Source organism: Sellimonas sp., assembly GCF_047234585.1.
Classification (GTDB): Bacteria; Bacillota; Clostridia; order Lachnospirales; family Lachnospiraceae; genus Sellimonas; species Sellimonas caecigallum.
In genome coordinates, this window is sequence record NZ_JBKSWG010000005.1 from 22,879 (window position 1) to 46,515 (window position 23,637).

The window sequence follows — 23,637 nt, forward strand, 5'->3', positions numbered from 1 at the left end:
TAAAAGAAAATCTACCTTTATTAAAAAATAATTAGGATTAGATGATAACTATGTCCAAATTACGGCATTAAACCAATTGAATTTCATCATTACAGAAAAGTTATTAGTTAATTTAAATTATAAAAAAATAACAAATTAAATATTGATAAAACAAAATTGAAATGATATAATCAGAAAGCGTCTTACAGAATTAAGACGTAAATATGACGTATTCAAGTGAAGGCAAAGGTACAATTGCAACATACTGGCTTGCTCTGTTTAATAGTTCACATACATTGGCATCTGGAACTCATAATGTAACACAGGGAAGTGGAGCGCATTATTATAGTGCGAAAAGTAATGCTAGTAAGAGCAATGTGTGCTTGGCAGTGGAAAATAATAATAATACTACAAATACTTATACAGTAGCTGGATATTGGGATGAAGAAACAGACTAGAAAATGGTAAAGCAACTTAATAACTAACTGAAAAAATAATTGCTTCTGTTCCACATCAAAAATACTACAAAATATGGAGAGTTTTATGAAATATCAAATAACAAGAATCTTAACTGACAGAAAAAAGGCCGCTATGCTGGCGATATTACTTCTTCTTCCTTCAATAGAGGTCTTTCAGATCTTATATGACAGTTTGGCAAATAAATTGGAGCTGCCATATCCTTTGTACGCCACGTTCCTGTCTTTGTACTCAAGAGGACATGTATTTCAATCTTTATATTTGTGGTTTATGCCGCTGTATCTTCTTGTGATCATCGGAGAAGACAGCGTGGAAGATTACTCTACAGGATATAAGAATGTGCTGATGTGCCGGATAGGACGATCTGCTTATATAAAAAACAAATTGAAATCAGGATTTTTGATGCCATTCGCAACGATTGTATGCGGATTACTTCTGAATCTCATCCTTATTCAAATTGTTTGCCAGGGTGGGACACATTTAAAGTTTGATGGAGAATATATGGTCTATGACGCCGGAACAATGCCAGGTACCATGTTGTTTAAGTGGAGTTATACGCATCCGCTTTTGGCAAATCTTGGATATATTTTTATAACCGCTCTCTTTTGTGGGATGATCGGTATGGCAGGAGTGATGTTTGTCATCGTACTGCACGACAGGAAGATTGTCTATGCACTCACATTTGCCTTGTGGTTTTTCCCAGTTTTGTTAAAAAATTCTTTTATGCTTATTTTTCAGCCGTTCAGCGAGTATGGACTGCTCACGCTTCTTCCATTGGGAATGTGGATCCTGGGACTTTATGTCCTGATACTGATTTTACTGCTGGTATGGGAGGTAAAGTTTGTTGAGATTTAAATTCATGATTTTGACAGGATTCTATTTGGTTTTCTGTATTTTTGATATTTGCTTTTCGAATATACCTGTACTTGACGCAAGGAGTGTGGGATATATTACGGAAAACGATATATTTATGAGTCTGCATGATTCGGCAAATGGATACAACGGGATACTGAAAATGACGATTGTTTATACGATGCCTGTTTTGCTTGGTATATATTTTGTGAAAGAGAAAGAAACTTCGTATTGGATGATCAGGCAGAAGACAAGAACAAGGTTTAAACAGATCGAGGTGCTGAAGGTCATCCTTGTATCCGTGATTTTTGCAGTCATCCATCAGGTAATTGACATGGCGTTTACAATGTGGTGTTTTCCCAAGTTATTATTGAGAGAATACTCTTTTGCTGCATACACAATAATATTCGCCATATTTGCCTGTGTGTTTTATATACAAACTGGATTGATATACCAGATTTTCCACGACAAATTCAAAATGGAGATATCTTCTTTGCTTGGAACGTTTGTAATCAACTTTTTGCAGTATATCATCATAAAGTACTATATCACGAATGTTTGGATTCCGGCCAAAGATTTGATGATCGCTTTTGAGTATTCCTGTGGAAATATTATGCTTTCCTCTGTGGCATTTACTATATCCAGAGGGGTATTGCTTGCTGCCGCGTTGTATATCATCAGCCAGATCATATTTGAGAAAAAGGATATTATGAAAAATGAAAAATAGAAAGGTTTCGTTTCTGCTGCTTGTATCCATGCTGTTGATTCAGCGTCTGCTGTATCAGACTACGGACTTGGAGCTGTATCAGTTTCCATTTGCCAGCAGTCTGAGGATTTTTGACGGTCAGACAAGCAATATATTGATGATTTTATATGTATTGATCCCGATCCCATATGTTTTGTTCGAATTTAGTGGGAAGGTCAAAGGATTGCTGGAAGGGTATGGAAAACTTTTTGTGATCCGTTCTTACAAAAGAGAATGGCTGTACTTAAAAACCATCGGAAAATGTGCGTTAGAGCTCATCGTGATCATAGGTGTTCAGACGTTGATGTTTTTGTGGGGCCGTCAAAAATGGGAGGAGATTTCGGCTTTGCAGGCAGGATTGGTTCTTGCAGCTTATTGGCTGGGATTGTTTCTGCTCGTCATGCTGCAGATGTGTCTGGAGTTTTTTATGGATTCCAACTATGCAAATCTTATTATAAATATATTTTTTGTCCTTTCATTGTTTATAGGGACTGGTACGATGAGATCGGAGAGACTGTACGGTATAGGAATCCTGTTTTTCCCGAATCTTTTTTTTGGGACTCGAAATGGTGCGATACAACAGGGGGATATCGATGTAAACTATGAGTTTGCGCTTACATATTTAGTCATGGCGTCAGTGATCGTATGTGTTTTTTCAATACAAAAGTTTAGAAAAAAAGATATCTTTTAACGGAGGGATTTATGATTCTGCTACAAAATATAAACAAAACGATAAAAAACAATAAGGTTATAGATGATGTGTCCTATGAATTTGAGAACGGTAAAGTATATGGTCTATATGGACAGAATGGTTCGGGAAAGACGATGCTTATGAGGGCGATCAGCGGTTTGATCCGTCTGGACAGCGGAAGCATCGTGATCGACGGAGAGAAGCTGCATGAAACCATCTCCTTTCCTCCGGATACGGGCATTGTCATAGAGAATATGGAGCTTTTGCCAGGATGTTCAGCAAGCAAAAATTTAGAGCTGCTTAGTAAGATCAAAAAGAGCGCGGAAGCTGAAGATATCAGACATGCTTTGCAACGTGTAGGATTGGATCCCGATTCAAAGAAAAAAGTAAAAAAGTTCTCTCTTGGAATGAAACAAAGATTGAATATCGCACAGGCGATCTTCGAAAAGCAAAATATTATATTGCTTGATGAGCCGACAAATGCTCTGGACGAAGAAGGAGTGCAGCTGATTTATAATATTATAAAAGAAGAAAGGGAAAGGGGAGCAACGATCATAGTTGCAACGCATCATAAAGAAGATTTAAAAGAGTTGTGCGACGTGATCCTGAAAATTTCATCGGGTAAAATTGTAGAGGAAACAGTATTATGAAACGGAAAAAAGTAATCGGAATCTGTTTTGGCGTCATTGTGTTTGTTTATGCGTCTATAGGAGCAGTCTTTTTTCTCTCGGCCAAGGAAAAGGAACTGTTTACCAAACAGGAAGAGAATGTGAAAGAGCAGGAAGTCCCGATGAGAATGTCAGAACAAGAAGAAAAAGTAAATAGGGATATAAAGGATGTTTATTCCAGGTTAGAGAACGGAACACTGAAAAAAGAGGAGCTTTTGGCAGATATCCTGGAAAGAAAAAATTATCTCCAGGACAACATCACAAATGTGAAAATGGAAGAGGAGAAATTTCAGACTTTGGTGTATCATAGCTCCTATCTGACTAGTCTTGGGGAAACATGTAAAAAAAATGAAATAGTTGAGACGGCGCGGGATATACACTCGTATCTTATAGACAGATTAAGAAGTGAGCCGAATGAAGAAGCAGAATACCAATTTGTCCAGCGGCTGAAAAATATCCATGAGGAGTCGGCTGATGAGCTGGCGGACTGCATTATGAAAAAATAAAAATAAAAATTGATTTACTTACCCGGTAAAATTCTGTTGATGCAACATCACAGATTCTTGCCGGGTTTACTGCACAAAAAAAGGAAATCTCGATTTGAGATTTCCTTTCTGTTATCAATGCGGATAGCAGGACTTGAACCTGTACCCCCTCGCGAGGACTAGAACCTGAATCTAGCGCGTCTGCCTATTCCGCCATATCCGCTTGACAAGTGATATAATATCATAAAGTTTTAGATTTTGCAAATACTTTTTGAAAAAATTTGAAAATTTTTTTGGAGACCCGTAAGAGGGTCAAAATCTGTGCCTTGCATGAGACGAGAGAAATCGTTTTTGCCATACAAAGTGCAGGAGGAGAGCGCCTGCCAAGATAGCCAGGATGTAGAATACGATGCGCACAGGGTTGCCAAACCGGTGCGTGATGACCGATATGACAGCCTGGGACATTTCATAGTACGGGCTGATATAAAACATATTGATATCTGCGATCCTGCCGATGGACAGATTCAGAATTTCGGCCAGGAGGCAGAGAATGCCAAAAAGAAGAGCGGACATGCGAAATCCTCGCCATGTGTAGTCTGCGATTCCAGACAGACCACAGACAAGTCCGATGCCGATGAGGGCGATATGCCAGAGATAGGAATGAACGGTCAGGGCAGGGATAGGATAGTGCATGCCTGTCGTGTCCAAAAAGACGAAGATTCCGCCCAGGAGAGAAAAATCCATCAGAAACGTATAGAAGACTCTTTGGATATGACTTCTGCGGAAAAATGGAAGGAGGATCAGAAGGTACATGGGGATAGAGCAGAGCTGGAAAGGAAAATACCACCAGTCGTACGTACCGCCATTTACACAGAAAGTAATCACATACTGTTTCCACAGTTCGCTGAGAGCCATGAAGATCCCGACGGCAGTCAAGACGGTTTCGATATGTAGGGGAAAATGTCCGGATTTCATGGATACGCCTCCTTTTGTGTCATACAAAATTTCTCATGGAAATAGGGTAAAAGGTTTTGTGAAAAATATACGTTCTGACTACATTATAGTACAAAATCTCTTGACAGGACAGTGTCCTTGTAATATAGTTTGAATGTCAAAGTATTTTAAGTTCAAAATAAAAATCTGGAGAAAACATATGATAGGAAGAATATGCGGGACGGGATCCTATATCCCGCCTAAAATTTTGAGCAATGATGACCTGTCTGAGATGGTTGAGACAAATGACGAATGGATACAGGAACGCACCGGCGTGAGAAGACGCCACCTTGCAGACAAGGAGACGACATCCTTCATGGCTTCTGAGGCGGCAAAGCGAGCGCTGGAAAATGCCAAGATAAAGCCGGAGGAGATCGATTTCATCCTCGTGGCGTCCAGTACGCCAGATGTTCTTTTCCCGAGCGTGGCATGTACCGTGCAGGAAGAAATCGGGGCAGTCAATGCGGCCGGATATGACATGCAGGCGGCATGTACAGGATTTGTATTTGGATACCAGACAGCGCAGGCGTATATTGCGGCAGGGATTTACAGGACCATACTTGTAATTGGAAGCGAATGTATTTCTTCGCTTGTGGACTGGACCGACAGAGGCACATGTATCTTATTTGGAGACGGAGCCGGGGCAGTCATCCTGCGGGCAGAAGAAGGTACACCTTATCCTCCTGCAGCTCATCTGGACGGAAGCAGAGGGGAGGCCCTCATCTGCCATAACCGATGCACGGCAGAATTTTTGGAATTCCTTTCAGACAAGGAAGGGAAGGAGATTCCGAAAAATTTCTACATCCAGATGGATGGAAGAGCAGTCTTCCAGTTCGCAGTGCGCTCCGTACCTCAGGTTACGGAAGAAGTTCTGGAGAAAGCAGGACTTACAGTTGAAGATATCGACTGGTTCGTCCTCCATCAGGCAAACCGCCGCATTGTGGAAGCGGTGGCCAAAAGGCTGAAGACAGATATCGGGAAATTCCCGATGAACCTTCAGGAGTATGGAAACACTTCCTCAGCAAGTGTCCCGATTCTTCTCGATGAGATGAACAGAGAAGGAATGTTAAAAAGAGGACAGAAGATCGTCCTGGCCGGTTTCGGCGCGGGGCTTGCTTACGGGGCGTCAGTCCTTGAGTGGTAATGAGAGATCATTCATATGGTAATTTCCGGCACTGCCGGATTACAAATAAAACCTATCAACAAGAAAAAAGGAAAAGGAGAATATCATCATGTTAGAAAAAGTAAAAGAAATCGTAGCAGAAAATCTTGGAGCAGACATCAACACATTGACAGAGGAGACATCTTTCAAAGATGATCTTGGCGCAGATTCCCTGGATCTTTTCGAAATGGTAATGGCACTTGAAGAAGAATACGGAAAAGAAATCCCGACAGAAGATCTTGAAAAGCTTACAACAATCGGAGAAGTTGTAGAATACTTAAACAAATAAGAAGAGAATCAGGTGCATGGACAAAGGAGCAGGATTCTATGAGTAAGATAGCATTTATCTATCCGGGACAAGGCGCACAGAAAGCCGGGATGGGAAAAGATTTTTACGAAAACAGCGAAAGCGCAAAAGCAGTGTTTGACAAGGCGTCAGAACTTCTTGATCTGGATATGAAAGAACTTTGTTTTGAAGAAAACGACAGACTGGATCTGACGGAGTATACCCAGGCAGCGCTTGTGACGACCTGCCTTGCGATGACGAAAGTCATTGAGGAGAAAGGAATCCATCCGGATGTGACGGCAGGGCTGAGTCTCGGGGAATACTGTGCGATCGCAGTAGCTGGAGGAATGGCTGAAGAGGACGCGATCCGCACTGTGAGAAAAAGAGGGATTCTCATGCAGAATACCGTTCCGGCAGGGGAAGGCAGCATGGCGGCTGTGCTCGGTATGGAAGCGTCAGATATTGAAAACGTGATCGAACCGATCGATCAGGTTACGATCGCAAATTACAACTGTCCGGGACAGATCGTCATCACAGGAGCGGCAAAAGCGGTGGAAGAAGCAGCCGAAAAGCTGAAAGAGGCCGGAGCCAAAAAAGTGATCCCTCTTAATGTAAGCGGACCATTCCATTCTCCGCTTTTGAAAAAAGCCGGAGATGAGCTTTTAAAGGAGCTTGAACAGGTAGAGACCCATCCGCTTACGATCCCATATGTGACAAATGTGACAGCCGAGTATGTAAAAGATAACAAGGAGATCAAAGCCCTTCTTGGCAGACAGGTAGCATCTTCCGTTAGATGGGAACAGAGTATCCGCAAAATGATCGAAGAAGGAACAGATATTTTCGTGGAGATCGGACCGGGCAAGACACTTGCAGGATTTATGCGCAAGATCGACCGGAATGTAAAGATGTACAACATCGGCGCATGGGAAGACGTGGAAAAAGTAGCAGCAGAATTGAAATAACACGAACAATACCCACATAGGGGCAGCAAATTTGATATGCAATAAGGAGTATAGAAGATGGCAGAGAAAGTAGCAGTGGTAACAGGAGCATCCAGAGGTATCGGAAGAGCGATCGCAATGGAACTTGCAAGGACGGGAGCCCTTGTGATCATCAACTACAATGGTTCCAGGGAAAAAGCAGAAGAAGTAAAATCCATGATCGAAGCGGAAGGAAACAAGGCAGAGATCATGCAGTGCAATGTGGCTGATTTTTCAGCGTGCGAGGCGATGTTCCAGGAAATCATCAGCACATACGGACGTGTCGATATTCTTGTGAACAATGCAGGAATCACAAGAGACGGCCTGCTCATGAAGATGACGGAAGCAGATTATGACGCCGTGATGGATACGAACTTAAAAGGGGCGTTTAACTGTATCCGGTTTGCTTCCCGGCAGATGCTCAGACAAAAAAGCGGACGGATCATCAGCCTTTCCTCTGTAGTCGGGGTGTATGGAAATGCAGGACAGGCAAATTATGCTGCCTCCAAGGCGGGAATCATCGGGCTTACAAAAGCTTGTGCCAAAGAGCTGGCTTCCCGCCACATTACAGTCAATGCGATCGCACCGGGATTCATTGAAACAGAAATGACAGAAGTATTACCTGACAAGGTTAAAGAAGCAGCGAAAGCGCAGATTCCGTTCGGAACATTCGGACAGCCGGAAGATATTGCCAAGACAGCAGCCTTCCTGGCATCGGAGGACGCAAAATATATAACCGGCCAGGTCATCTGTGTGGACGGCGGAATGTAAAGAGCAAAAAAAGGAGATAGAAATGAAAAGAAGAGTAGTTGTAACAGGATTAGGAGCTATTACTCCGATTGGAAACAGCGTACCGGAATTCTGGGAAGGAATCAAAGCCGGAAAAGTGGGGATCGGAGAAATCACAAAATTCGATACTTCTGAGTATAAGGTAAAAATCGCAGCCGAAGTAAAAGGGTTTGAAGCAAAGAACTATATGGATTTCAAGGCTGCAAAGAGAATGGAACCATTTTCACAGTATGCAGTTGCTGCTGCACTTGAAGCGTGCAAGGATGCAGAGCTTGACATGGAGAAGGAGGATGCATTCCGTGTCGGTGTTATCATCGGTTCCGGAATCGGAAGTCTCCAGGCCGTAGAAAGAGAATATACAAAGATCGTGGAGAAAGGACCATCCCGTGTTCATCCTCTGATGGTGCCTCTCATGATTTCCAATATGGCGGCGGGCAACGTGTCCATTCAGCTTGGTGCAAGAGGAAAATGCACCAACGTTGTGACAGCATGTGCTTCCGGTACACACTGTATCGGCGATGCATTTCGGGCAATCCAGTACGGCGATGCGGACGTGATGTTTGCCGGCGGTACGGAGAGTGCGATCTGTCCGACAGGAGTGGCAGGATTTACAGCCCTTACGGCTCTTACGACATCCAATGATCCGAAACGTGCTTCAATACCGTTTGACAAAGACAGAAGCGGATTTGTTCTTGGAGAAGGTGCAGGGGTTGTCGTGCTGGAAGAACTGGAACACGCAAAAGCAAGAGGCGCAAGGATTCATGCTGAAGTAGTAGGATACGGCGCAACCGGAGATGCATACCACATTACATCCCCGATCGAGGATGGAAGCGGCGCGGCGCGTGCGATGCAGGATGCCATGAATGAAGCAGGGGTAAAACCGGAAGAGATCACATATATCAATGCTCACGGTACAAGTACGCATCACAATGACCTGTTTGAGACGATCGCCATCAAATCAGCTCTTGGCGATGCGGCGAAAGATGTGGTCGTCAACTCCACAAAATCCATGATCGGACACCTTCTCGGTGCAGCAGGCGGGGTGGAATTTGTGACTTGCGTGAAATCCATCGAGGATGGATTCATTCACCAGACGATGGGAACAGTGGAAGCAGACGAAGAGTGCGATCTGAACTACGCCATCGGCGCTCCGGTGGAAAAGGAAGTGCGCTATGCCATGAGTAATTCTCTTGGATTTGGCGGACACAATGCGACACTGCTGATCAAGAAATTTGAAGAATAGAGAGGGTATGACATGGAACTGGAACAGCTTATTAAACTGATCAATGTCGTTTCGGATTCCAAATTGACGGAATTCAAATACGAGACAGAAGAAATCTGCATCAAGATGGGAAAGAAAGAAGATGTCAAAGTTGTGACAGCAGAAATGCCGACGCAGACAGCAGCACTCCCGGTTGTACAGCCAGCCGCATCTGTGACAGCAGAAGCTTTGCCGGAAGAAACACAGGCGTCCCAGCAGGAAGGCAGCCTTGTGACATCGCCGCTGGTCGGAACATTCTATGCCGCACCGGCAGAAGACGCAGAGCCGTTCGTAAAGGTGGGCGACAAGGTAAAGAAGGGCCAGGTGCTTGCCATTGTGGAGGCTATGAAGCTGATGAATGAGATCGAAAGCGAATATGACGGAACAGTGGCAGAGATCCTTGTGGAAAACGCGCAGGGAGTGGAATACGGACAGCCGCTTTTTAGAATTCAGTAAGGAGCAGAAGACATGAAACATTTGGGAATCAAAGAGATCGAACAGATCATCCCGCACCGCCATCCGTTTCTTCTTGTGGATTACATCGAAGACTACGAACCGGGCGAATTTGCGGTTGGATATAAATGTGTGACATTCCGGGAAGATTTTTTCAAGGGACACTTCCCGCAGGAGCCGGTAATGCCGGGAGTCCTGACAGTGGAGGCGCTGGCTCAGGTAGGGGCAGTGGCCATCTTGAGCAAAGAAGAAAACAAAGGAAAGATCGCTTACTTTGGCGGTATCAACAAATGCAAATTTAAAGGGAAAATCATTCCGGGGGATAAGTTAAAACTGGAAACACGTATCATCAAACAGAAAGGGCCGCTGGGAGTCGGGGAAGCCATCGCAAGCGTGGACGGGAAAGTCGTTGTGAGCGCAGAACTGACATTCATGGTCGGCTAAGTGTAAGGAAGAAACAGACAAAAAGAGGTCGGAGGCAGATATGATTAAGAAGGTATTGATTGCAAACAGAGGAGAAATCGCTGTGCGGATCATCCGCGCATGCCGCGAGATGGGAATCGAGACAGTGGCGGTCTATTCGGAGGCAGACAGAGAGGCGCTGCACACACAACTTGCAGATGAGGCAGTGTGCATCGGGCCTGCTCCGTCCGCAGAAAGCTACCTGAGTATGGATCAGATTTTGAGCGCTACGATGATCACAGGGGCAGATGCGATCCATCCGGGATTCGGATTTCTTTCGGAAAACAGTAAGTTTGCCCAGCTGTGCGAGAAATGTAATATCACATTCATCGGACCGAAATCCAATGTGATCGAAAAACTGGGAAACAAATCCGAAGCCAGAAATACGATGATATCTGCCGGTGTACCGGTCATTCCAGGCACTACAGAACCAATCTTTGACGAGGAGAAAGGAGCTCTGGAAGCAGAGAAGATCGGTTATCCGGTCATCATTAAGGCGGCTCTGGGCGGAGGCGGAAAGGGTATGCGCGTCGCAAAGAAACCGGAAGAGTTTGCCTCTGCCTTCCAGACTGCGCAGAAGGAAGCGAAAGCTGCGTTTGGGGACGACACAATGTATATCGAACATTTTGTGGAACGTCCGAGACACATCGAGTTCCAGATCTTAGCGGACAAATACGGAAACGTGATTCATCTCGGGGAGAGGGACTGCTCCATCCAGCGGAACCACCAGAAGATGATCGAGGAGTCCCCGTCCATCGCCCTGGATGAAGAACTGCGGAAAAAGATGGGGGAAGCGGCTGTAAAGGCGGCAAAAGCAGCTTGTTACGAAAATGCCGGAACCATCGAATTTCTCCTGGAAAAGAATGGAAACTTCTACTTCATGGAGATGAATACCCGTATCCAGGTAGAGCATCCGGTAACAGAATGGGTAACAGGCATCGACCTTGTCAAAGAACAGATCCGCATCGCCTCCGGTGCAGAACTGAAATTTCGGCAGGAAGATGTAAAGCTGACCGGGCATGCCATCGAATGCCGGATCAACGCGGAAAATCCAGAAAAGAATTTCCGTCCTTCCCCGGGAACGATCACAGATATTTATCTGCCGGGAGGGAAAGGAGTGCGGATCGATTCAGCCATCTACAGTGGATATACAGTTCCGCCGTACTATGACTCTATGCTGGCAAAATTGATCGTACATGCAAAATCCAGGGAAGAAGCCATTATGAAGATGAAGAGCGCGCTAGGCGAAGTCATTATCGAGGGAATCGATACCAACGTGGATTATCAGTATGACCTGATCAATAATCCGGATTACCAGAGCGGAAATATCGACATTGAATTTATCGAGCGTCTGTAGGAGAGATGAGACATGAAGTTAAAAGATATGTTTAAAAAGACAAACAGGAAAAACTATATATCGATCCATTCTTCCGACAACCAGGGCAGACCAGAAGTGCCGGAAGGACTGCTGAAAAAGTGCAATGCCTGCAAGGCGGCCATTGTGACGGAGGATGTAAAGTCGAATTACTATATCTGTCCGAAATGCCATAACTATTTCCGTGTTCATGCGAGACGGAGAGTCGAGATGATCGCAGACGAGGGGACGTTCGAAGAGTGGGATCAGGGACTTACCGGAGGGAATCCGCTTAGTTTTCCGGGATACGAGGAGAAGGTCAAAGCGCTGCAGGAAAAGACAGGGCTAGACGAAGCGGTACTGACCGGAAAGGCAAAGATCGGAGGCGTGGAGACTGTGCTTGGTGTCTGTGACGGACGCTTTATGATGGCCAGCATGGGAGAAGCGGTGGGAGAAAAGATCGCCCGCGCGGTAGAAAGAGCCACCAGTGAAAAGCTTCCGGTTATCATCTTTGCATGCTCCGGAGGAGCAAGAATGCAGGAAGGTATTGTCTCCCTTATGCAGATGGCAAAGACATCCGCCGCCTTAAAAAGGCACAGTGACGCCGGACTGCTTTATATCTCCGTTTTGACAAATCCGACGACAGGCGGAGTTACGGCAAGTTTTGCCATGCTTGGAGATATCATCCTTGCGGAGCCAAAAGCGCTGATCGGGTTTGCCGGACCGCGCGTCATCGAACAGACGATCAGACAGAAACTTCCGGAAGGATTCCAGAAGTCCGAATTTCTTTTGGAACATGGCTTCATCGACCGTATCGTAGAGCGGGAAGAGATGAAAGAAGTCCTGACAGAAATTTTGAAGATGCATGAAAGATGCGAAGACAAAACAGGCGGATGCCCGGACTGCTGCAGCCTTGTAAAAGAGGAAGTGCATACGGAGTACAAAGGTCTCACATCCTGGGAGAGAGTACAGATTTCCAGGAAAAAAGAACGTCCGGTGGGAAGCGAGTATATAAAAGAACTTTTTGACGGGTTTATCGAATTTCATGGGGATCGCTATTTCAAGGACGATCGTGCCATCATCGGCGGGATCGCGCGTTTCCATGGCGTGCCGGTCACTGTCATCGCGCAGGAAAAGGGTACGACGACGAAAGAAAACATCGAACACAACTTCGGAATGCCGTCCCCAGACGGATACCGGAAAGCGCTGCGCCTCATGAAGCAGGCAGAAAAGTTCCACCGGCCAGTCATCTGTTTTGTGGACACTCCGGGAGCATTCTGCGGACTGGAGGCGGAAGAACGAGGACAGGGAGAGGCGATTGCAAGAAATCTCTATGAGATGTCTTCCTTAAAGACACCGATCGTATCTATCGTCATCGGAGAAGGCGCAAGCGGCGGCGCGCTTGCCATAGCTTTGGCAGACGAAGTGTGGATGCTGGAAAATTCTATCTACACTATTCTTTCCCCGGAAGGATTTGCATCTATTTTATGGAAAGATGCAAAGAGGGCAAAAGAGGCAGCCGGTGTGATGAAACTCACGGCAAATCATCTGAAAAGTCTGGATATCGTGGAACGTGTCATTGCAGAGCCGGAGAATTTCACAACAGCAAACCTGCAGGATGTGACAGACAAAATCGATGCATATCTGGCAAAATTCATTTGTGATCACGCAGCAATGGACGTGGAAACTCTCGTTGAAAAACGGTATCAGAGATTCCGCAGGATTTAGGAAAGGACAGAGAAATTGAGAACAAAATGGCCGCCGATTCAATTAGGCGATAAGAAAATAGAAATCCCGCTGATCCAGGGAGGGATGGGAGTCGGGATTTCCCTCGGAGGGCTTTCTGGTGCAGTGGCAAAAGAAGGGGCTGCAGGAATCATTTCTAACGCACAGATCGGTTTTCGGGAGGAGGATTTTGAGCAGCATCCTTTTGAAGCCAACTTGCGGGCGATGAAGTCGGAGTATGAAAAGGCGAGAGAGACGGCGCCGGACGGGTTCATTGGATTTAATATCATGGTTGCCTTGAAGAATTATGAAGCATATGTGCGCCATGCCGCATCTCTTGGATGTGACATTATCATATCCGGAGCCGGGCTTCCGACGGATCTTCCGAAATATGTGGACGGATCCGAAACGAAGATCGCGCCTATCGTGTCCACGAACAAATCCGCAAATGTCATCTTGAAATACTGGGATCGAAAGTATAAAAGGACAGCGGATCTTGTCGTGATCGAGGGGCCAAAAGCAGGAGGGCACCTCGGATTTACAAAAGATCAGCTGAAGGAATACGATGAAAAGACATATGAGGAAGAAATCCGGGACATACTGGAAACAGTGAAAAGCTATGGAGATAAGTATCATGTGCATATTCCGGTCGTGTTGGCAGGCGGTATCGACACGAAAGAGAAAGTGGAATATGCGATGAACCTTGGCGTGGATGGGATCCAAACTGCAAGCCGGTTTGTGACGACAGAGGAATGCGATGCAGACATCCGCTACAAAGAAGCGTATCTGAAGGCCAAGAAAGAAGACATCCGTATCGTGACAAGTCCGGTGGGAATGCCGGGAAGAGCCATCATGAATCCATTTATGGAGAGAGTGATGGAAGGAGAAAAGTTTACTCCGAAAAAATGTCTCGGCTGCCTGCACAAATGCAGTCCGGCAGAGATTCCGTACTGTATTACGGAACGACTCGTAGCAGCGGCGAAAGGGGATGTGGAAGAGGCACTCCTTTTCTGCGGAGCGGATACGTACATGCAGGATCGGATCACAACAGTTCACGAAGTTATCGAATCACTTATGGGATAAAGCGAAAGAAGGAGCAAAGGCGTGGATGCATATAAAGCGATAAATGATATACTGGTTCATTTGTTCAACGAAATCTGGGAGTTGGAAGAAAAAGCAGTCATTACAGAGGAATATAAAGATATTACCAACAATGATATGCATATCATCGAAGCTGTAGGCCTTGGAAAAGGAAACAATATGTCTGCCATTGCGAAAAAGCTCAAAATTACCGTCGGATCTCTCACGACTTCCATGAACAGTCTCGTAAACAAAAAATATGTAGTAAGAATGAGAAGCGAGGAAGACAGACGGGTAGTAAACATCCGGCTCACGAAAAAAGGGGAGAAAGCCTATCGGCATCATGAAAACTTTCACAAAAAAATGACGGAGGCGGTAGTGGCTTCCCTGAAAGAAGACGAGATTCCGGTACTTGTAAAGACCCTTCACAGTCTGTACGACTTTTTTGACGGATACAGAGATGAAGAATCCCAATGACAGCATGGAAATAAACAAACATACGAAACGGGACGGCATCCCAGGAAGGGGGGCCGTCCCGTTTTGACAATTCCTGTCTAATTCCATTCTTCCAAAAAAGATGAGAAAATCTCACAATAATCCTTTGCGGAGGCATAATCCCTGTCCTCGACAGAAACCACATCGGAATGCCGGATTGCCATATAGACAGGATCCTGATCCTTTATGTGAATGTCTATCGACAAATAGATTCCATCTTTTTGATCAGGGAATATCTTTTTTGAAAGTTTCATATCCTGGACGATGGCCAGAAATTTGGAAATGTCTTCTTTTTCCGATAAGACATATTCGGAGTCGCCGCGGTTCATCTGAATACTGGCAATATCCTCCGCTTTCAAATCAGCGATGACATCCGGAGTGTCCTTCCTTTTGTACAAAACCACGCCCAGTATACAAATAAGAATAAGGAAACAAAAAACCATTAGTTTCTTTTTCATGATGACTCCTTTCTCTTAATATGCTTTAATAGAATTATAGCATATTTTTGTGATTTACTTTGTAGTTTTTCCTTTTGTGTTTTTGTAAATCTTACTGCTTGAGAATCCGTGTCCTTTTACTTCGTTGACGCGTGCGATGATCATGAATGCTTCCGGATCGATGCTTGTGACTTCCTGGTTCAGACGGGCCAGTTCCCGGTTGGAGATGACGGTAAGGATGATTGGCTGATCCGTGTGGAGATATCCGGTCTCCCCATAGAGGATGGTGGAGCCGCGGTCCAGGCGTCCAACGATCATCTCATTGATTTCTTTATACTTTTTGCTTATGATCTTGACCTGTGTCTGGACATGTCCGGTCAGGAGCACTTTGTCCAGGACGACGGTATAGATCAGGACAAGCAGAATACCGTAAATGATCTGCTCTTTGTCTGAGAAAAGCATCTGTGAGATCAGGATGGCAAAATCGAAGACGTAGAGCATAACAGACACCGGAAGTCCGAATTTCTTGTTCAGGACAAGCGGCGGGATATCCATCCCACCGGTGGACGCTCCGGCACGGATCACGATACCGATGGCAAAGCCGATCATCAGACCGCCGCAGACGGTAGACAGCATCTTGTCCTGCGTGATCTGGGAAAGTTCCGGAATCTTCTGGAAGACGCCAAGTATGATCGGATAGAAAAAACTGCTGATCAGTGTGGTAAAAGCGAACATCTTTCCAAGGACAAGAGCCCCAAGGATAAACATGACCGCATTAAAGCAAAATACGAATGCGGACAGCGGGACATGAAAATAATGTTCAAAAGCAAGACCAAGACCTGTCGTTCCCCCTGTGATCAGGTCATTTGGAAGAATAAATATGACTACCCCAAGTGCGTAGATGGCATTTCCTACCAGAATTGTAATAATATTCAGTAATTTCTTTGTGACATTCTGTGACATAAAACCTCTCTCCTTCCTGCCCATATGAAAACAGTATACACGACGCATAAGGAGGCCGCAAGAAATTCGCCGGAAAAGAGAAAAGTTTATCAGCAGGCTAAAACTGTGCTATACTAAAAGAAAAGTGTGGTAACGCAGGGAATTACAGGAATCGGAAAGGAGCAAAAGTGGGTATGGATGAGATACAAAGACTGCAGAAGATGACAGAGGAAAGCAATAGGATCGTATTTTTCGGCGGAGCGGGCGTCTCGACGGAGAGCAATATCCCTGATTTTCGGAGCGAGGATGGTTTATACAATCAAAAGTATAAATATCCACCGGAAACGATCATAAGCCATTCATTTTTTCTGAGAAATCCGGAGGAGTTCTACCGGTTCTATAAAGACCGGATGATGTGTCTGGATGCCAGGCCAAACCCGGCACACCGAAAGCTGGCTGAACTGGAGGCAGCCGGAAAGCTCTCGGCGGTCGTTACCCAGAATATTGACGGACTCCACCAGAAAGCCGGAAGCAAAACGGTGTATGAACTTCACGGCAGTATCCACCGGAATTATTGTATGAAATGTGGAAAATTTTACGATGCCTCGTATGTGAAGGAGGCCGTTGGGATCCCGCGCTGTACGTGCGGCGGAATGATCAAGCCGGACGTGGTCCTCTATGAAGAAGGGCTTGACATGACGACGATCCAGAAGTCGGTGGAGGCCATAGTAAACGCGGATATGTTGATCATAGGCGGCACATCTCTTGTGGTTTACCCGGCTGCCGGGTTCATCGACTATTTCAGGGGCAAATATCTTGTCGTCATCAACAAGGCGGAAACTGCGAAAAGTGTAGATGCGGATCTTGTGATCCGCAAGCCCATCGGAAAAGTCATGGAGCAGATTCATGTTTTATAATCGGATGTCTTGCAATCCTGACAGAATTTCGGTACAATAAGAAGTTGTTATGAAAAGAAATAAAGACGTTGACAATGATTGATAAGAGATGATAAAGGAGAAAAATTTATGTGCGGTTTTGCAGGATATGCAGGATTAAAAGAATATGACCCGTCTGTCATCAAACAGATGACAGATAAGATCCGTCACAGAGGACCGGACTCTCAGGATGCCTTCGTGGAAGGCGGCGTGGCGCTTGGCTTTGCAAGGCTTAGTATCATTGACCTGGAAGGCGGTTCCCAGCCGATGTTCAATGAAGACAAGAACCTCGTACTGATTTTTAACGGAGAGCTATACAATTTCCAGGGTATCAGAGAAGAGCTGATTCGCTGCGGACATGTGTTCTCCACACATTCCGATTCCGAGATCCTGCTTCACGGATACGAAGAATGGGGAAAAGAAGGACTTCTTGGACGCCTTCGGGGAATGTTTGCATTTGTGATTTTTGACAGAACAAAGAAGACACTTTTTGGCGCGAGAGACCATTTTGGAATCAAGCCGTTTTACTATTATAACGAAGGAGATACACTCCTGTTTGGATCCGAGATCAAATCCTTCCTCGTTCATCCGGATTTCAAAAAAGAACTGTTTGAAGAAAAACTTCCGGATTTCATGACATTTGGATGTATCCCTGGAGAAGAGACATTCTTCCGAAATGTATACAAGCTTCTTCCAGGACATTATTTCACATATGAAAACGGAAAACTGGATGTGCAGACTTACTGGGAACCGACGTTCGACATCGATGAAAATCAGACGATTGAAAGCGTGGCGGACAAGCTGGACGGTGTCCTGGATGATTCTGTCAACAAGCACATCATCGCAGATGTGCCGGTATGTTCTTTCCTTTCAAGCGGGGTAGATTCCAGCTACGTGGCATACGAGCTGAAAGACAAGGTAGATCTTACGACATTCACGATCGATTTCGTGGAACAAAAATACAGCGAAGCACCGCATGCGAAAGAGCTGGCAGACGAGATTGGAGTCAAAAATATCGGAAGAAAAGTGTCTGCTGAAGAATACTTCCACGATGCGGAGAAGATCCAGTATTACATGGATGAGCCGCTGGCAAACCCGAGTGCGAATCTTCTGTACTACATTTCCAACCGGGTATCCAAAGACTTCAAGGTAGCCCTCTCCGGGGAAGGGGCAGATGAGATGTTTGGCGGCTACAATATTTACCACGAAAATATCTCCCTTGGGAACTATCAGAAACTTCCGAAATGGCTGAGAAAAGCGGTTGCGGCAGTCGTATCTCCGCTCCCGAAATTCAAAGGAAAAGGATTTTTGATCCGCGGAAGCAAAGACGTGGAAGAGCGTTATATCGGAAACAGCAATGTATTCAAATACGAAGAGAGAGATTCTTTCTTAAAGAAAAAATATCCTAGCAGAAATCCGCTGGATATCGCAAAAGAATTTTATGACAAAGTGCCGAATCTGGACGATGTCTCCAAAATGCAGTACCTGGATTTCAATATGTGGCTGCGCCAGGAGATCCTGCTGAAGGCGGACAAGATGTCTATGGCCAATTCTCTGGAGCTTCGCGTTCCGTTTATGGATATCGAAGTGTTCAAGACAGCAAGGACGATCCCTGCAAAATGCAAGGTCAATGATTCCAATACGAAGCTGGCATTCCGTGCCCTTGCGGACAGGAAGTTCAGCAAGAAGAGCGCAGAGCGCAAGAAGCTCATGTTCCCAAGCCCGCTTCCGAACTGGATGAGAGAAGACAAGTACTACCAGATGATTCGCAAAGAATTTGAAGGCGAAACCGCTGCGAGATTTTTCAATCAGGAGAAGATCCTGGCTCTTCTGGAAGAGCACAAAGGCGGAAAAGTCACACATTCTATTCAGATCTGGGTTGTGTACACCTTCTTGATGTGGTACAAAGCGTACTTCACAAACAATGGGGATCTGGAAAAAATAGAAGCGGACTGTGCGCATTAATTCGGTTTATTTCATATGGAGAAAGTTTGAAGGGCAGCCTGAACATAATGTTCAGGCTGCCCTTTTTGCAGTGTATCATTGATATGTAAAATCAGCGAGGCATCGTCACACCGAATCCGATATTCGGGTGGAATACGGAAAAAGCAAAATCTGCCAGGAAAAGAAGAACAAGTATTGCGCACAAGGCAATCCGGAGTACCCGGGGGATCCGTATGATCAGACTGTTCAGTTTCGGCGCTGCAAAGTAGAGAAAGAGGACACCGCCTGTCCCGAAGAGAAGAAGTCCTTCCAGGCAGACAAAGCCTTTGATATTGATCAGGGAATCCCGGTAATCCCACCAGCGCATTTGGTAAACATGCCAGAGTACGGATCCGGTCACAAACTCCATGATGCCAGCCATCAGCATAGTAAGAAAAAATACTTTTCGGGGACTGGAAGAAAAGCGCCGCAGGAAACATACGACAAAGGTGCCTCCGAATCCATAAATTGGAAGCCACGGTCCGAAAAGCATGCCGCGGTTTACGATCATTCTGTCATAATATACGTGAAGGAGTACCTCCCAAAGCCAGCCTACAAAGGAAAATATAAAGAACATAAGGATCAGGGCGGAGGCGGCGTAACGTTGTTTTCCGTTTTCCAGCCAGTCACGTTTTTCTGTTTTGATGAATTGTTTTACTGTTGTATATGCTTTTATCATAAAGTTCGCCTCCGATTTCATTCCTTTCATTTGACACTATTGTAAAACATAAAGTGAAAAAACTGTGAAAGCGCATCTTAGAATATTCTAAAGATTTGCATCTAAGTTTTAAGAATTTATGAAGCATGTAAATTTTGTGAAAGTCCTTTTTTGCAAGATGGAAATGTGGTATATTAGGGAGAGCAAAGAGACTTTCCGGGAGGATAGGAAGATGAATTTTTTAAGTATATTTGATGTTATCGGTCCGAATATGATCGGACCATCCAGTTCACACACGGCAGGAGCATGTTCTATGGCGCTGCTTGCAAGGAAGATGTGTCCGGAGCCGGTCAAAAAAGTAGTGTTTACTCTTTACGGATCTTTTTCAAAGACGTACCACGGACATGGGACAGACCGTGCGCTGCTTGGGGGTATGCTCGGTTTCGAGACGGACGATGCGAGGATCCGGGATGCCTTTGACTGGGCAAAAAAGATGGGTGTCGAGTATGAGTATGTGATCGACGAGAAGACTGTCACAGACCATCCGAACACAGCGGATATGGAAATCACAGGAGTAAACGGACACCATCTCTCCGTGCGGGGAGAATCCATCGGGGGCGGAAAGATCAAGATCGTCCGTATCAATGGAATCGATGTGGAATTTACAGGAGAGTACAGTACTCTCATTGTGCGGCAGATTGACAAGCCGGGTGTCGTGGCACACATTACACAGTGTCTCAGCAAAAATGATGTGAATATCGCATTCATGAGACTGTTTCGGGAAGACAAAGGGGCGACCGCTTTTACTGTCGTTGAATCGGATGAGAAGATTCCGGAAGAAATTCTGGATCAGATTCGTGAGAATAACAATGTGCAGGATCTGATGCTTGTGCAGATGTAGGAGGAAAGAAAAATGGATTTTATTTCAGGACAGACATTATTGGAAGTCTGTGAGAAAGAGCAGCTTCCGATCTCGGAAGTCATGAGACAAAGAGAAATCACATGCGGCACTCTGGATGAGAAGCAGGTACAGGATAAATTAAAAGAAGTACTCCGAATCATGAAAGAAGGGGTGCATGAACCTCTCCAAAATCCGAAGAAGTCCATGGGCGGACTGATCGGCGGCGAGGCAAAACTTGTGGCTGATCATGAGACAAAGGAGGATTCAGTGTGCGGCACAGTACTTTCCAGAGCCATCGCGTACAGTATGGCGGTGCTGGAGGTTAACGCTTCCATGGGACTTATTGTGGCTGCGCCGACAGCCGGATCCTCAGGTGTGCTTCCAGGCGTACTTCTGGCAGTCCGGGATACGAAAGGACTCTCAGATGAGATACTTTATAAAGGACTTCTAAATGCCAGTGCCATCGGATATATTTTGATGAGAAATGCGTCTGTATCCGGGGCTGAGGCCGGATGCCAGGCGGAAGTAGGAGCCGCATCAGCCATGGCGGCAAGCGCGGTCGTGGAGATGATGGGCGGTACGCCGAAGATGTGTCTGAGCGCTGCATCCACTGCCCTTTCCAACCTTCTCGGCATGGTGTGCGATCCGATCGCGGGACTTGTGGAAGCTCCTTGTCAGAGCAGGAATGCAGTAGGAGTGGCAAACGCCATTACCTGTGCGGAACTTGCCTTGAGCGGAGTAGAAAATGTCATCCCGTTCGATGAGATGGCAGAGGCTATGTACCGGGTAGGAAAGAGCCTTCCGTTTGAGCTCCGGGAGACAGCGATGGGAGGATGTGCCGGCACGCCGACAGGCTGCAGGCTTGGATGTGACATCTGTGGCAAATAGTTCAACTGGAAGGAGACGATGCGAATGAACAGACAAACGAAACCTTTGAAACCGTGGCATGGCGTCATTGTGCTTGGCCTGTCGGCGGTCTGTGTCTTTTTGATCGGGCCGGCTCTTGGGGAGCATATGGGGCTTTATGGCACTCTTGTGAGTGAACTTCTGCTGCTTTTAGTGGCAGTGGGCTGTACATGGATCTTTCAGGGGGATTTCCGGAGTGTGTTTCCCATCAGAAAACCGACCTTTTACGGGATGTTCGGAACCTTTCTTTTATGGATGGGTGTCCTGATCCTCACGCTTGCGCTGACGATGCTTATCACATATTTCTTCCCGGCAGAAATGCTTGGAACAAGTATGGGATTGTCTTATACCTTTATGGGAGTTCCGGCGCTGGTGGCGGTAGTCATCGTAGCAGTCATGCCGGCATTCTGTGAGGAAGCGGTATTCCGGGGAGTGGTATTCAACAGCTTCTGGCCTCTTGGGAGAGGAAATAAATGGATTCCGATCATTCTCACAGGGTGTATTTTCGGAGCTTTCCACGGAAGTATCTGGAGATTCTTTCCGACAGCGATTCTGGGGATTGCCATGGCATACATTTTGGCAGAGACGGGCAATATGGTATACGCGATGTTTTTCCATGCCATCAATAATCTTCTGCCGCTCCTGATGACATTTGCGCTTCAGTTTGTCTGGAGGATTATATACTTTGCCTCCAACAGTTCCTACGATGCTGCCATCTATGGTGCTTCGGCAAATTATGGGATTTCGTTTGCATCGGTAGGAGTTTACATTGCAGGAAGCGGGATTGGTCTATTTTTCATCTATATCGGCAACTTTCTGCTGCACAGAGGAAGACCGGGATATGAAGGAAAGATCTTTTCCGGAAAAAGAAAACGGCATTTGTATATTCTGATCATTGCATCGGCGGTACTGTTTTTCCTTGGAATTGCTTCCATCGTGGGATCGGCAGCAGCTCAGGGACTGGGGTACATGATGCGGTATCATCATTAAAAGATAGAAGGACAGAGGAAACATGGGATTAAAACAGGATTTTAATGTGAGACGACTGGAAGATCAGGGACGCTTTCTGGCGAAGCTGATCCTTGGAAAGGAGGAAGCATCTTACGAGCTTCCTCCATATGAAGAGATGGACAACGATGTGGACCGTCTGTATCGGAGAATTTTGGCGCTTGCAGACAAAGGAGAGATCAATCAGGCGGAGAATGAGCTTCTGGAAAGTCTCGAAGAAGGGGATTTCCGGATGTTTGAGATGGCGCTTTGCTTCTATCTGCATCTGGCAAGGTTTGATGCGGACTATCTGGAAGAACATGGATTTTCACGGGAGGAAGTAAGCGAAGGCATCGAAAACCTGGGGGCAGATTTTGGCGTCAGCGGACTTGAGATCAGTGCGGGGGCTTAGGAAGATGACAGAAAAAGGACGAATCCATATCTATTGCGGAGATGGAAAAGGGAAGACGACCGCGGCCATCGGACTGATTGTCCGGGCTTCCGGGCGTGGAAAGCGGACGCTGCTTGTTCGTTTTTTAAAAAAAGAAGACTCCGGAGAACTTTTTGTCCTGGATGCCATCCCTGAGGTGGAGAGGATGAAGATGCCGGATACGAAAGGATTTTACTGGACGTTAAAGGATGAAGAGAAAAAGGAGCTTAAAAAAGCGTACCATGATGCATGGGAAGTCATCCAAAAGAAAGCGGTATCCGGGGCATACGATCTTCTTGTCATGGATGAGCTGATGGCCGCGTACGGATACGGGCTTGTGCCTAGAGAAGAGGTAGTACGTTTTCTGAAAGAGAAACCGGAACACCTGGAAGTCGTCATGACGGGGAGAGATCCCGACGAAGCGATTCTATCTCAGGCAGATTATATCTCTGAGATCCGTGCAGTGAGGCATCCTTTTGAAAAAGGAGTCCCTGCCAGGGAAGGGATCGAATTTTAGTCGG

Annotated in this window: 28 protein-coding genes and 1 tRNA gene; 24 read left to right on the forward strand and 5 right to left on the reverse strand. The window is 45.8% G+C overall.

Annotated elements, in window-relative coordinates:
* The first annotated feature begins 203 nt into the window (after positions 1 to 203).
* The 6 genes from ACLROL_RS03000 to ACLROL_RS03025 all read left to right on the forward strand — a co-directional run bounded on the left by ACLROL_RS03000 (position 204) and on the right by ACLROL_RS03025 (position 3,918).
* Positions 204 to 437: a DUF2712 domain-containing protein gene (locus ACLROL_RS03000; RefSeq protein WP_087201692.1), complete on the forward strand. Its 234-nt coding sequence runs from the start codon at positions 204 to 206 to the stop codon at positions 435 to 437.
* A gap of 85 nt (positions 438 to 522) precedes the next feature.
* The gene (locus ACLROL_RS03005) at positions 523 to 1,311 is read left to right on the forward strand and encodes a hypothetical protein (protein WP_087201694.1); all 789 of its coding nucleotides are present in this window, start codon (positions 523 to 525) and stop codon (positions 1,309 to 1,311) included.
* 4 nt (positions 1,312 to 1,315) lie between these two features.
* Positions 1,316 to 2,035 (forward strand): WxPxxD family membrane protein, encoded by a 720-nt coding sequence (locus tag ACLROL_RS03010; protein ID WP_287449084.1) that lies wholly within the window; start codon positions 1,316 to 1,318, stop codon positions 2,033 to 2,035.
* Complete coding sequence (locus tag ACLROL_RS03015) at positions 2,025 to 2,744, forward strand: DUF2705 family protein (RefSeq protein ID WP_087201698.1); 720 nt, start codon at positions 2,025 to 2,027, stop codon at positions 2,742 to 2,744. Before ACLROL_RS03010 ends, ACLROL_RS03015 begins: the two co-directional genes overlap by 11 nt.
* 11 nt (positions 2,745 to 2,755) lie before the next feature.
* Entirely contained in the window at positions 2,756 to 3,394 is a 639-nt protein-coding gene (locus ACLROL_RS03020) for an ABC transporter ATP-binding protein (RefSeq protein ID WP_087201700.1), read from the forward strand.
* Positions 3,391 to 3,918: a hypothetical protein gene (locus ACLROL_RS03025; protein ID WP_087201702.1), complete on the forward strand. Its 528-nt coding sequence runs from the start codon at positions 3,391 to 3,393 to the stop codon at positions 3,916 to 3,918. Before ACLROL_RS03020 ends, ACLROL_RS03025 begins: the two co-directional genes overlap by 4 nt.
* A gap of 118 nt (positions 3,919 to 4,036) precedes the next feature.
* On the opposite strand, the gene ACLROL_RS03030 is transcribed toward ACLROL_RS03025, so the two are convergent.
* Positions 4,037 to 4,120: transfer RNA gene (locus tag ACLROL_RS03030), tRNA-Leu, on the reverse strand.
* An 89-nt stretch (positions 4,121 to 4,209) separates the two neighbouring features.
* Positions 4,210 to 4,872 (reverse strand): YwaF family protein, encoded by a 663-nt coding sequence (locus ACLROL_RS03035; RefSeq protein ID WP_087201704.1) that lies wholly within the window; start codon positions 4,870 to 4,872, stop codon positions 4,210 to 4,212.
* Positions 4,873 to 5,050: 178 nt separating this feature from the next.
* On the opposite strand from ACLROL_RS03035, the gene ACLROL_RS03040 reads away from it, so the two are divergent.
* The 11 genes from ACLROL_RS03040 to ACLROL_RS03090 all read left to right on the forward strand — a co-directional run bounded on the left by ACLROL_RS03040 (position 5,051) and on the right by ACLROL_RS03090 (position 14,919).
* A complete protein-coding gene (locus ACLROL_RS03040) occupies positions 5,051 to 6,034 on the forward strand; it encodes a beta-ketoacyl-ACP synthase III (RefSeq protein ID WP_087201706.1) in 984 nt (327 codons plus the stop codon).
* A gap of 88 nt (positions 6,035 to 6,122) precedes the next feature.
* Complete coding sequence (gene acpP, locus ACLROL_RS03045; protein ID WP_024733589.1) at positions 6,123 to 6,341, forward strand: acyl carrier protein; 219 nt, start codon at positions 6,123 to 6,125, stop codon at positions 6,339 to 6,341.
* 38 nt (positions 6,342 to 6,379) lie between these two features.
* Positions 6,380 to 7,300: an ACP S-malonyltransferase gene (gene fabD, locus ACLROL_RS03050; protein WP_413067301.1), complete on the forward strand. Its 921-nt coding sequence runs from the start codon at positions 6,380 to 6,382 to the stop codon at positions 7,298 to 7,300.
* Between the two features lie 57 nt (positions 7,301 to 7,357).
* The gene (gene fabG, locus ACLROL_RS03055; RefSeq protein ID WP_087201710.1) at positions 7,358 to 8,089 is read left to right on the forward strand and encodes a 3-oxoacyl-[acyl-carrier-protein] reductase; all 732 of its coding nucleotides are present in this window, start codon (positions 7,358 to 7,360) and stop codon (positions 8,087 to 8,089) included.
* Positions 8,090 to 8,111: 22 nt separating this feature from the next.
* The gene (gene fabF / locus ACLROL_RS03060; protein ID WP_413067302.1) at positions 8,112 to 9,350 is read left to right on the forward strand and encodes a beta-ketoacyl-ACP synthase II; all 1,239 of its coding nucleotides are present in this window, start codon (positions 8,112 to 8,114) and stop codon (positions 9,348 to 9,350) included.
* Positions 9,351 to 9,362: 12 nt separating this feature from the next.
* Complete coding sequence (accB, locus tag ACLROL_RS03065) at positions 9,363 to 9,824, forward strand: acetyl-CoA carboxylase biotin carboxyl carrier protein (protein WP_087201714.1); 462 nt, start codon at positions 9,363 to 9,365, stop codon at positions 9,822 to 9,824.
* Between the two features lie 12 nt (positions 9,825 to 9,836).
* Positions 9,837 to 10,265: a 3-hydroxyacyl-ACP dehydratase FabZ gene (fabZ, locus tag ACLROL_RS03070; protein WP_087201716.1), complete on the forward strand. Its 429-nt coding sequence runs from the start codon at positions 9,837 to 9,839 to the stop codon at positions 10,263 to 10,265.
* A gap of 40 nt (positions 10,266 to 10,305) precedes the next feature.
* Positions 10,306 to 11,640: an acetyl-CoA carboxylase biotin carboxylase subunit gene (locus ACLROL_RS03075; protein ID WP_087201718.1), complete on the forward strand. Its 1,335-nt coding sequence runs from the start codon at positions 10,306 to 10,308 to the stop codon at positions 11,638 to 11,640.
* A gap of 12 nt (positions 11,641 to 11,652) precedes the next feature.
* The gene (locus tag ACLROL_RS03080; protein ID WP_087201720.1) at positions 11,653 to 13,365 is read left to right on the forward strand and encodes an acetyl-CoA carboxylase carboxyltransferase subunit alpha; all 1,713 of its coding nucleotides are present in this window, start codon (positions 11,653 to 11,655) and stop codon (positions 13,363 to 13,365) included.
* Between the two features lie 15 nt (positions 13,366 to 13,380).
* The gene (locus tag ACLROL_RS03085) at positions 13,381 to 14,445 is read left to right on the forward strand and encodes an NAD(P)H-dependent flavin oxidoreductase (RefSeq protein WP_413067303.1); all 1,065 of its coding nucleotides are present in this window, start codon (positions 13,381 to 13,383) and stop codon (positions 14,443 to 14,445) included.
* 21 nt (positions 14,446 to 14,466) lie between these two features.
* Positions 14,467 to 14,919, forward strand: coding sequence for a MarR family winged helix-turn-helix transcriptional regulator (locus ACLROL_RS03090; protein WP_087201722.1), 453 nt, complete (start codon positions 14,467 to 14,469; stop codon positions 14,917 to 14,919).
* A gap of 77 nt (positions 14,920 to 14,996) precedes the next feature.
* Here the strand turns inward: ACLROL_RS03090 and ACLROL_RS03095 are convergent, their stop codons facing one another.
* Positions 14,997 to 15,395 carry a hypothetical protein gene (locus ACLROL_RS03095; RefSeq protein ID WP_087209670.1) on the reverse strand — a complete coding sequence of 133 codons (399 nt, stop codon included), beginning with the start codon at positions 15,393 to 15,395 and terminating at the stop codon, positions 14,997 to 14,999.
* A 54-nt stretch (positions 15,396 to 15,449) separates the two neighbouring features.
* Positions 15,450 to 16,337 carry a YitT family protein gene (locus ACLROL_RS03100; protein ID WP_221919436.1) on the reverse strand — a complete coding sequence of 296 codons (888 nt, stop codon included), beginning with the start codon at positions 16,335 to 16,337 and terminating at the stop codon, positions 15,450 to 15,452.
* A gap of 173 nt (positions 16,338 to 16,510) precedes the next feature.
* Here ACLROL_RS03100 and ACLROL_RS03105 point away from each other — a divergent pair, with 173 nt between their 5' ends.
* Together ACLROL_RS03105 and asnB are read left to right on the forward strand one after the other, a co-directional pair.
* Positions 16,511 to 17,233 carry an NAD-dependent protein deacylase gene (locus tag ACLROL_RS03105; RefSeq protein ID WP_221919435.1) on the forward strand — a complete coding sequence of 241 codons (723 nt, stop codon included), beginning with the start codon at positions 16,511 to 16,513 and terminating at the stop codon, positions 17,231 to 17,233.
* A 108-nt stretch (positions 17,234 to 17,341) separates the two neighbouring features.
* Positions 17,342 to 19,216, forward strand: a complete 1,875-nt coding sequence (gene asnB / locus ACLROL_RS03110; RefSeq protein ID WP_087201731.1) for an asparagine synthase (glutamine-hydrolyzing) — start codon at positions 17,342 to 17,344, stop codon at positions 19,214 to 19,216.
* A gap of 91 nt (positions 19,217 to 19,307) precedes the next feature.
* Here the strand turns inward: asnB and ACLROL_RS03115 are convergent, their stop codons facing one another.
* Positions 19,308 to 19,913 (reverse strand): putative ABC transporter permease, encoded by a 606-nt coding sequence (locus ACLROL_RS03115; RefSeq protein ID WP_413067304.1) that lies wholly within the window; start codon positions 19,911 to 19,913, stop codon positions 19,308 to 19,310.
* A gap of 211 nt (positions 19,914 to 20,124) precedes the next feature.
* On the opposite strand from ACLROL_RS03115, the gene sdaAB reads away from it, so the two are divergent.
* The 5 genes from sdaAB to ACLROL_RS03140 are packed head-to-tail and all read left to right on the forward strand — an operon-like array spanning position 20,125 to position 23,633.
* Positions 20,125 to 20,793 (forward strand): L-serine ammonia-lyase, iron-sulfur-dependent subunit beta, encoded by a 669-nt coding sequence (gene sdaAB / locus ACLROL_RS03120; protein ID WP_087201736.1) that lies wholly within the window; start codon positions 20,125 to 20,127, stop codon positions 20,791 to 20,793.
* Positions 20,794 to 20,805: 12 nt separating this feature from the next.
* Positions 20,806 to 21,681 (forward strand): L-serine ammonia-lyase, iron-sulfur-dependent, subunit alpha, encoded by an 876-nt coding sequence (gene sdaAA / locus ACLROL_RS03125; RefSeq protein ID WP_087201738.1) that lies wholly within the window; start codon positions 20,806 to 20,808, stop codon positions 21,679 to 21,681.
* Positions 21,682 to 21,705: 24 nt separating this feature from the next.
* Positions 21,706 to 22,689, forward strand: a complete 984-nt coding sequence (locus tag ACLROL_RS03130; protein WP_413067305.1) for a type II CAAX prenyl endopeptidase Rce1 family protein — start codon at positions 21,706 to 21,708, stop codon at positions 22,687 to 22,689.
* Positions 22,690 to 22,711: 22 nt separating this feature from the next.
* Positions 22,712 to 23,098 carry a DUF6483 family protein gene (locus ACLROL_RS03135; protein ID WP_087201743.1) on the forward strand — a complete coding sequence of 129 codons (387 nt, stop codon included), beginning with the start codon at positions 22,712 to 22,714 and terminating at the stop codon, positions 23,096 to 23,098.
* Positions 23,099 to 23,102: 4 nt separating this feature from the next.
* A complete protein-coding gene (locus tag ACLROL_RS03140; protein WP_413067306.1) occupies positions 23,103 to 23,633 on the forward strand; it encodes a cob(I)yrinic acid a,c-diamide adenosyltransferase in 531 nt (176 codons plus the stop codon).
* The last annotated feature ends 4 nt before the right edge of the window (positions 23,634 to 23,637 follow it).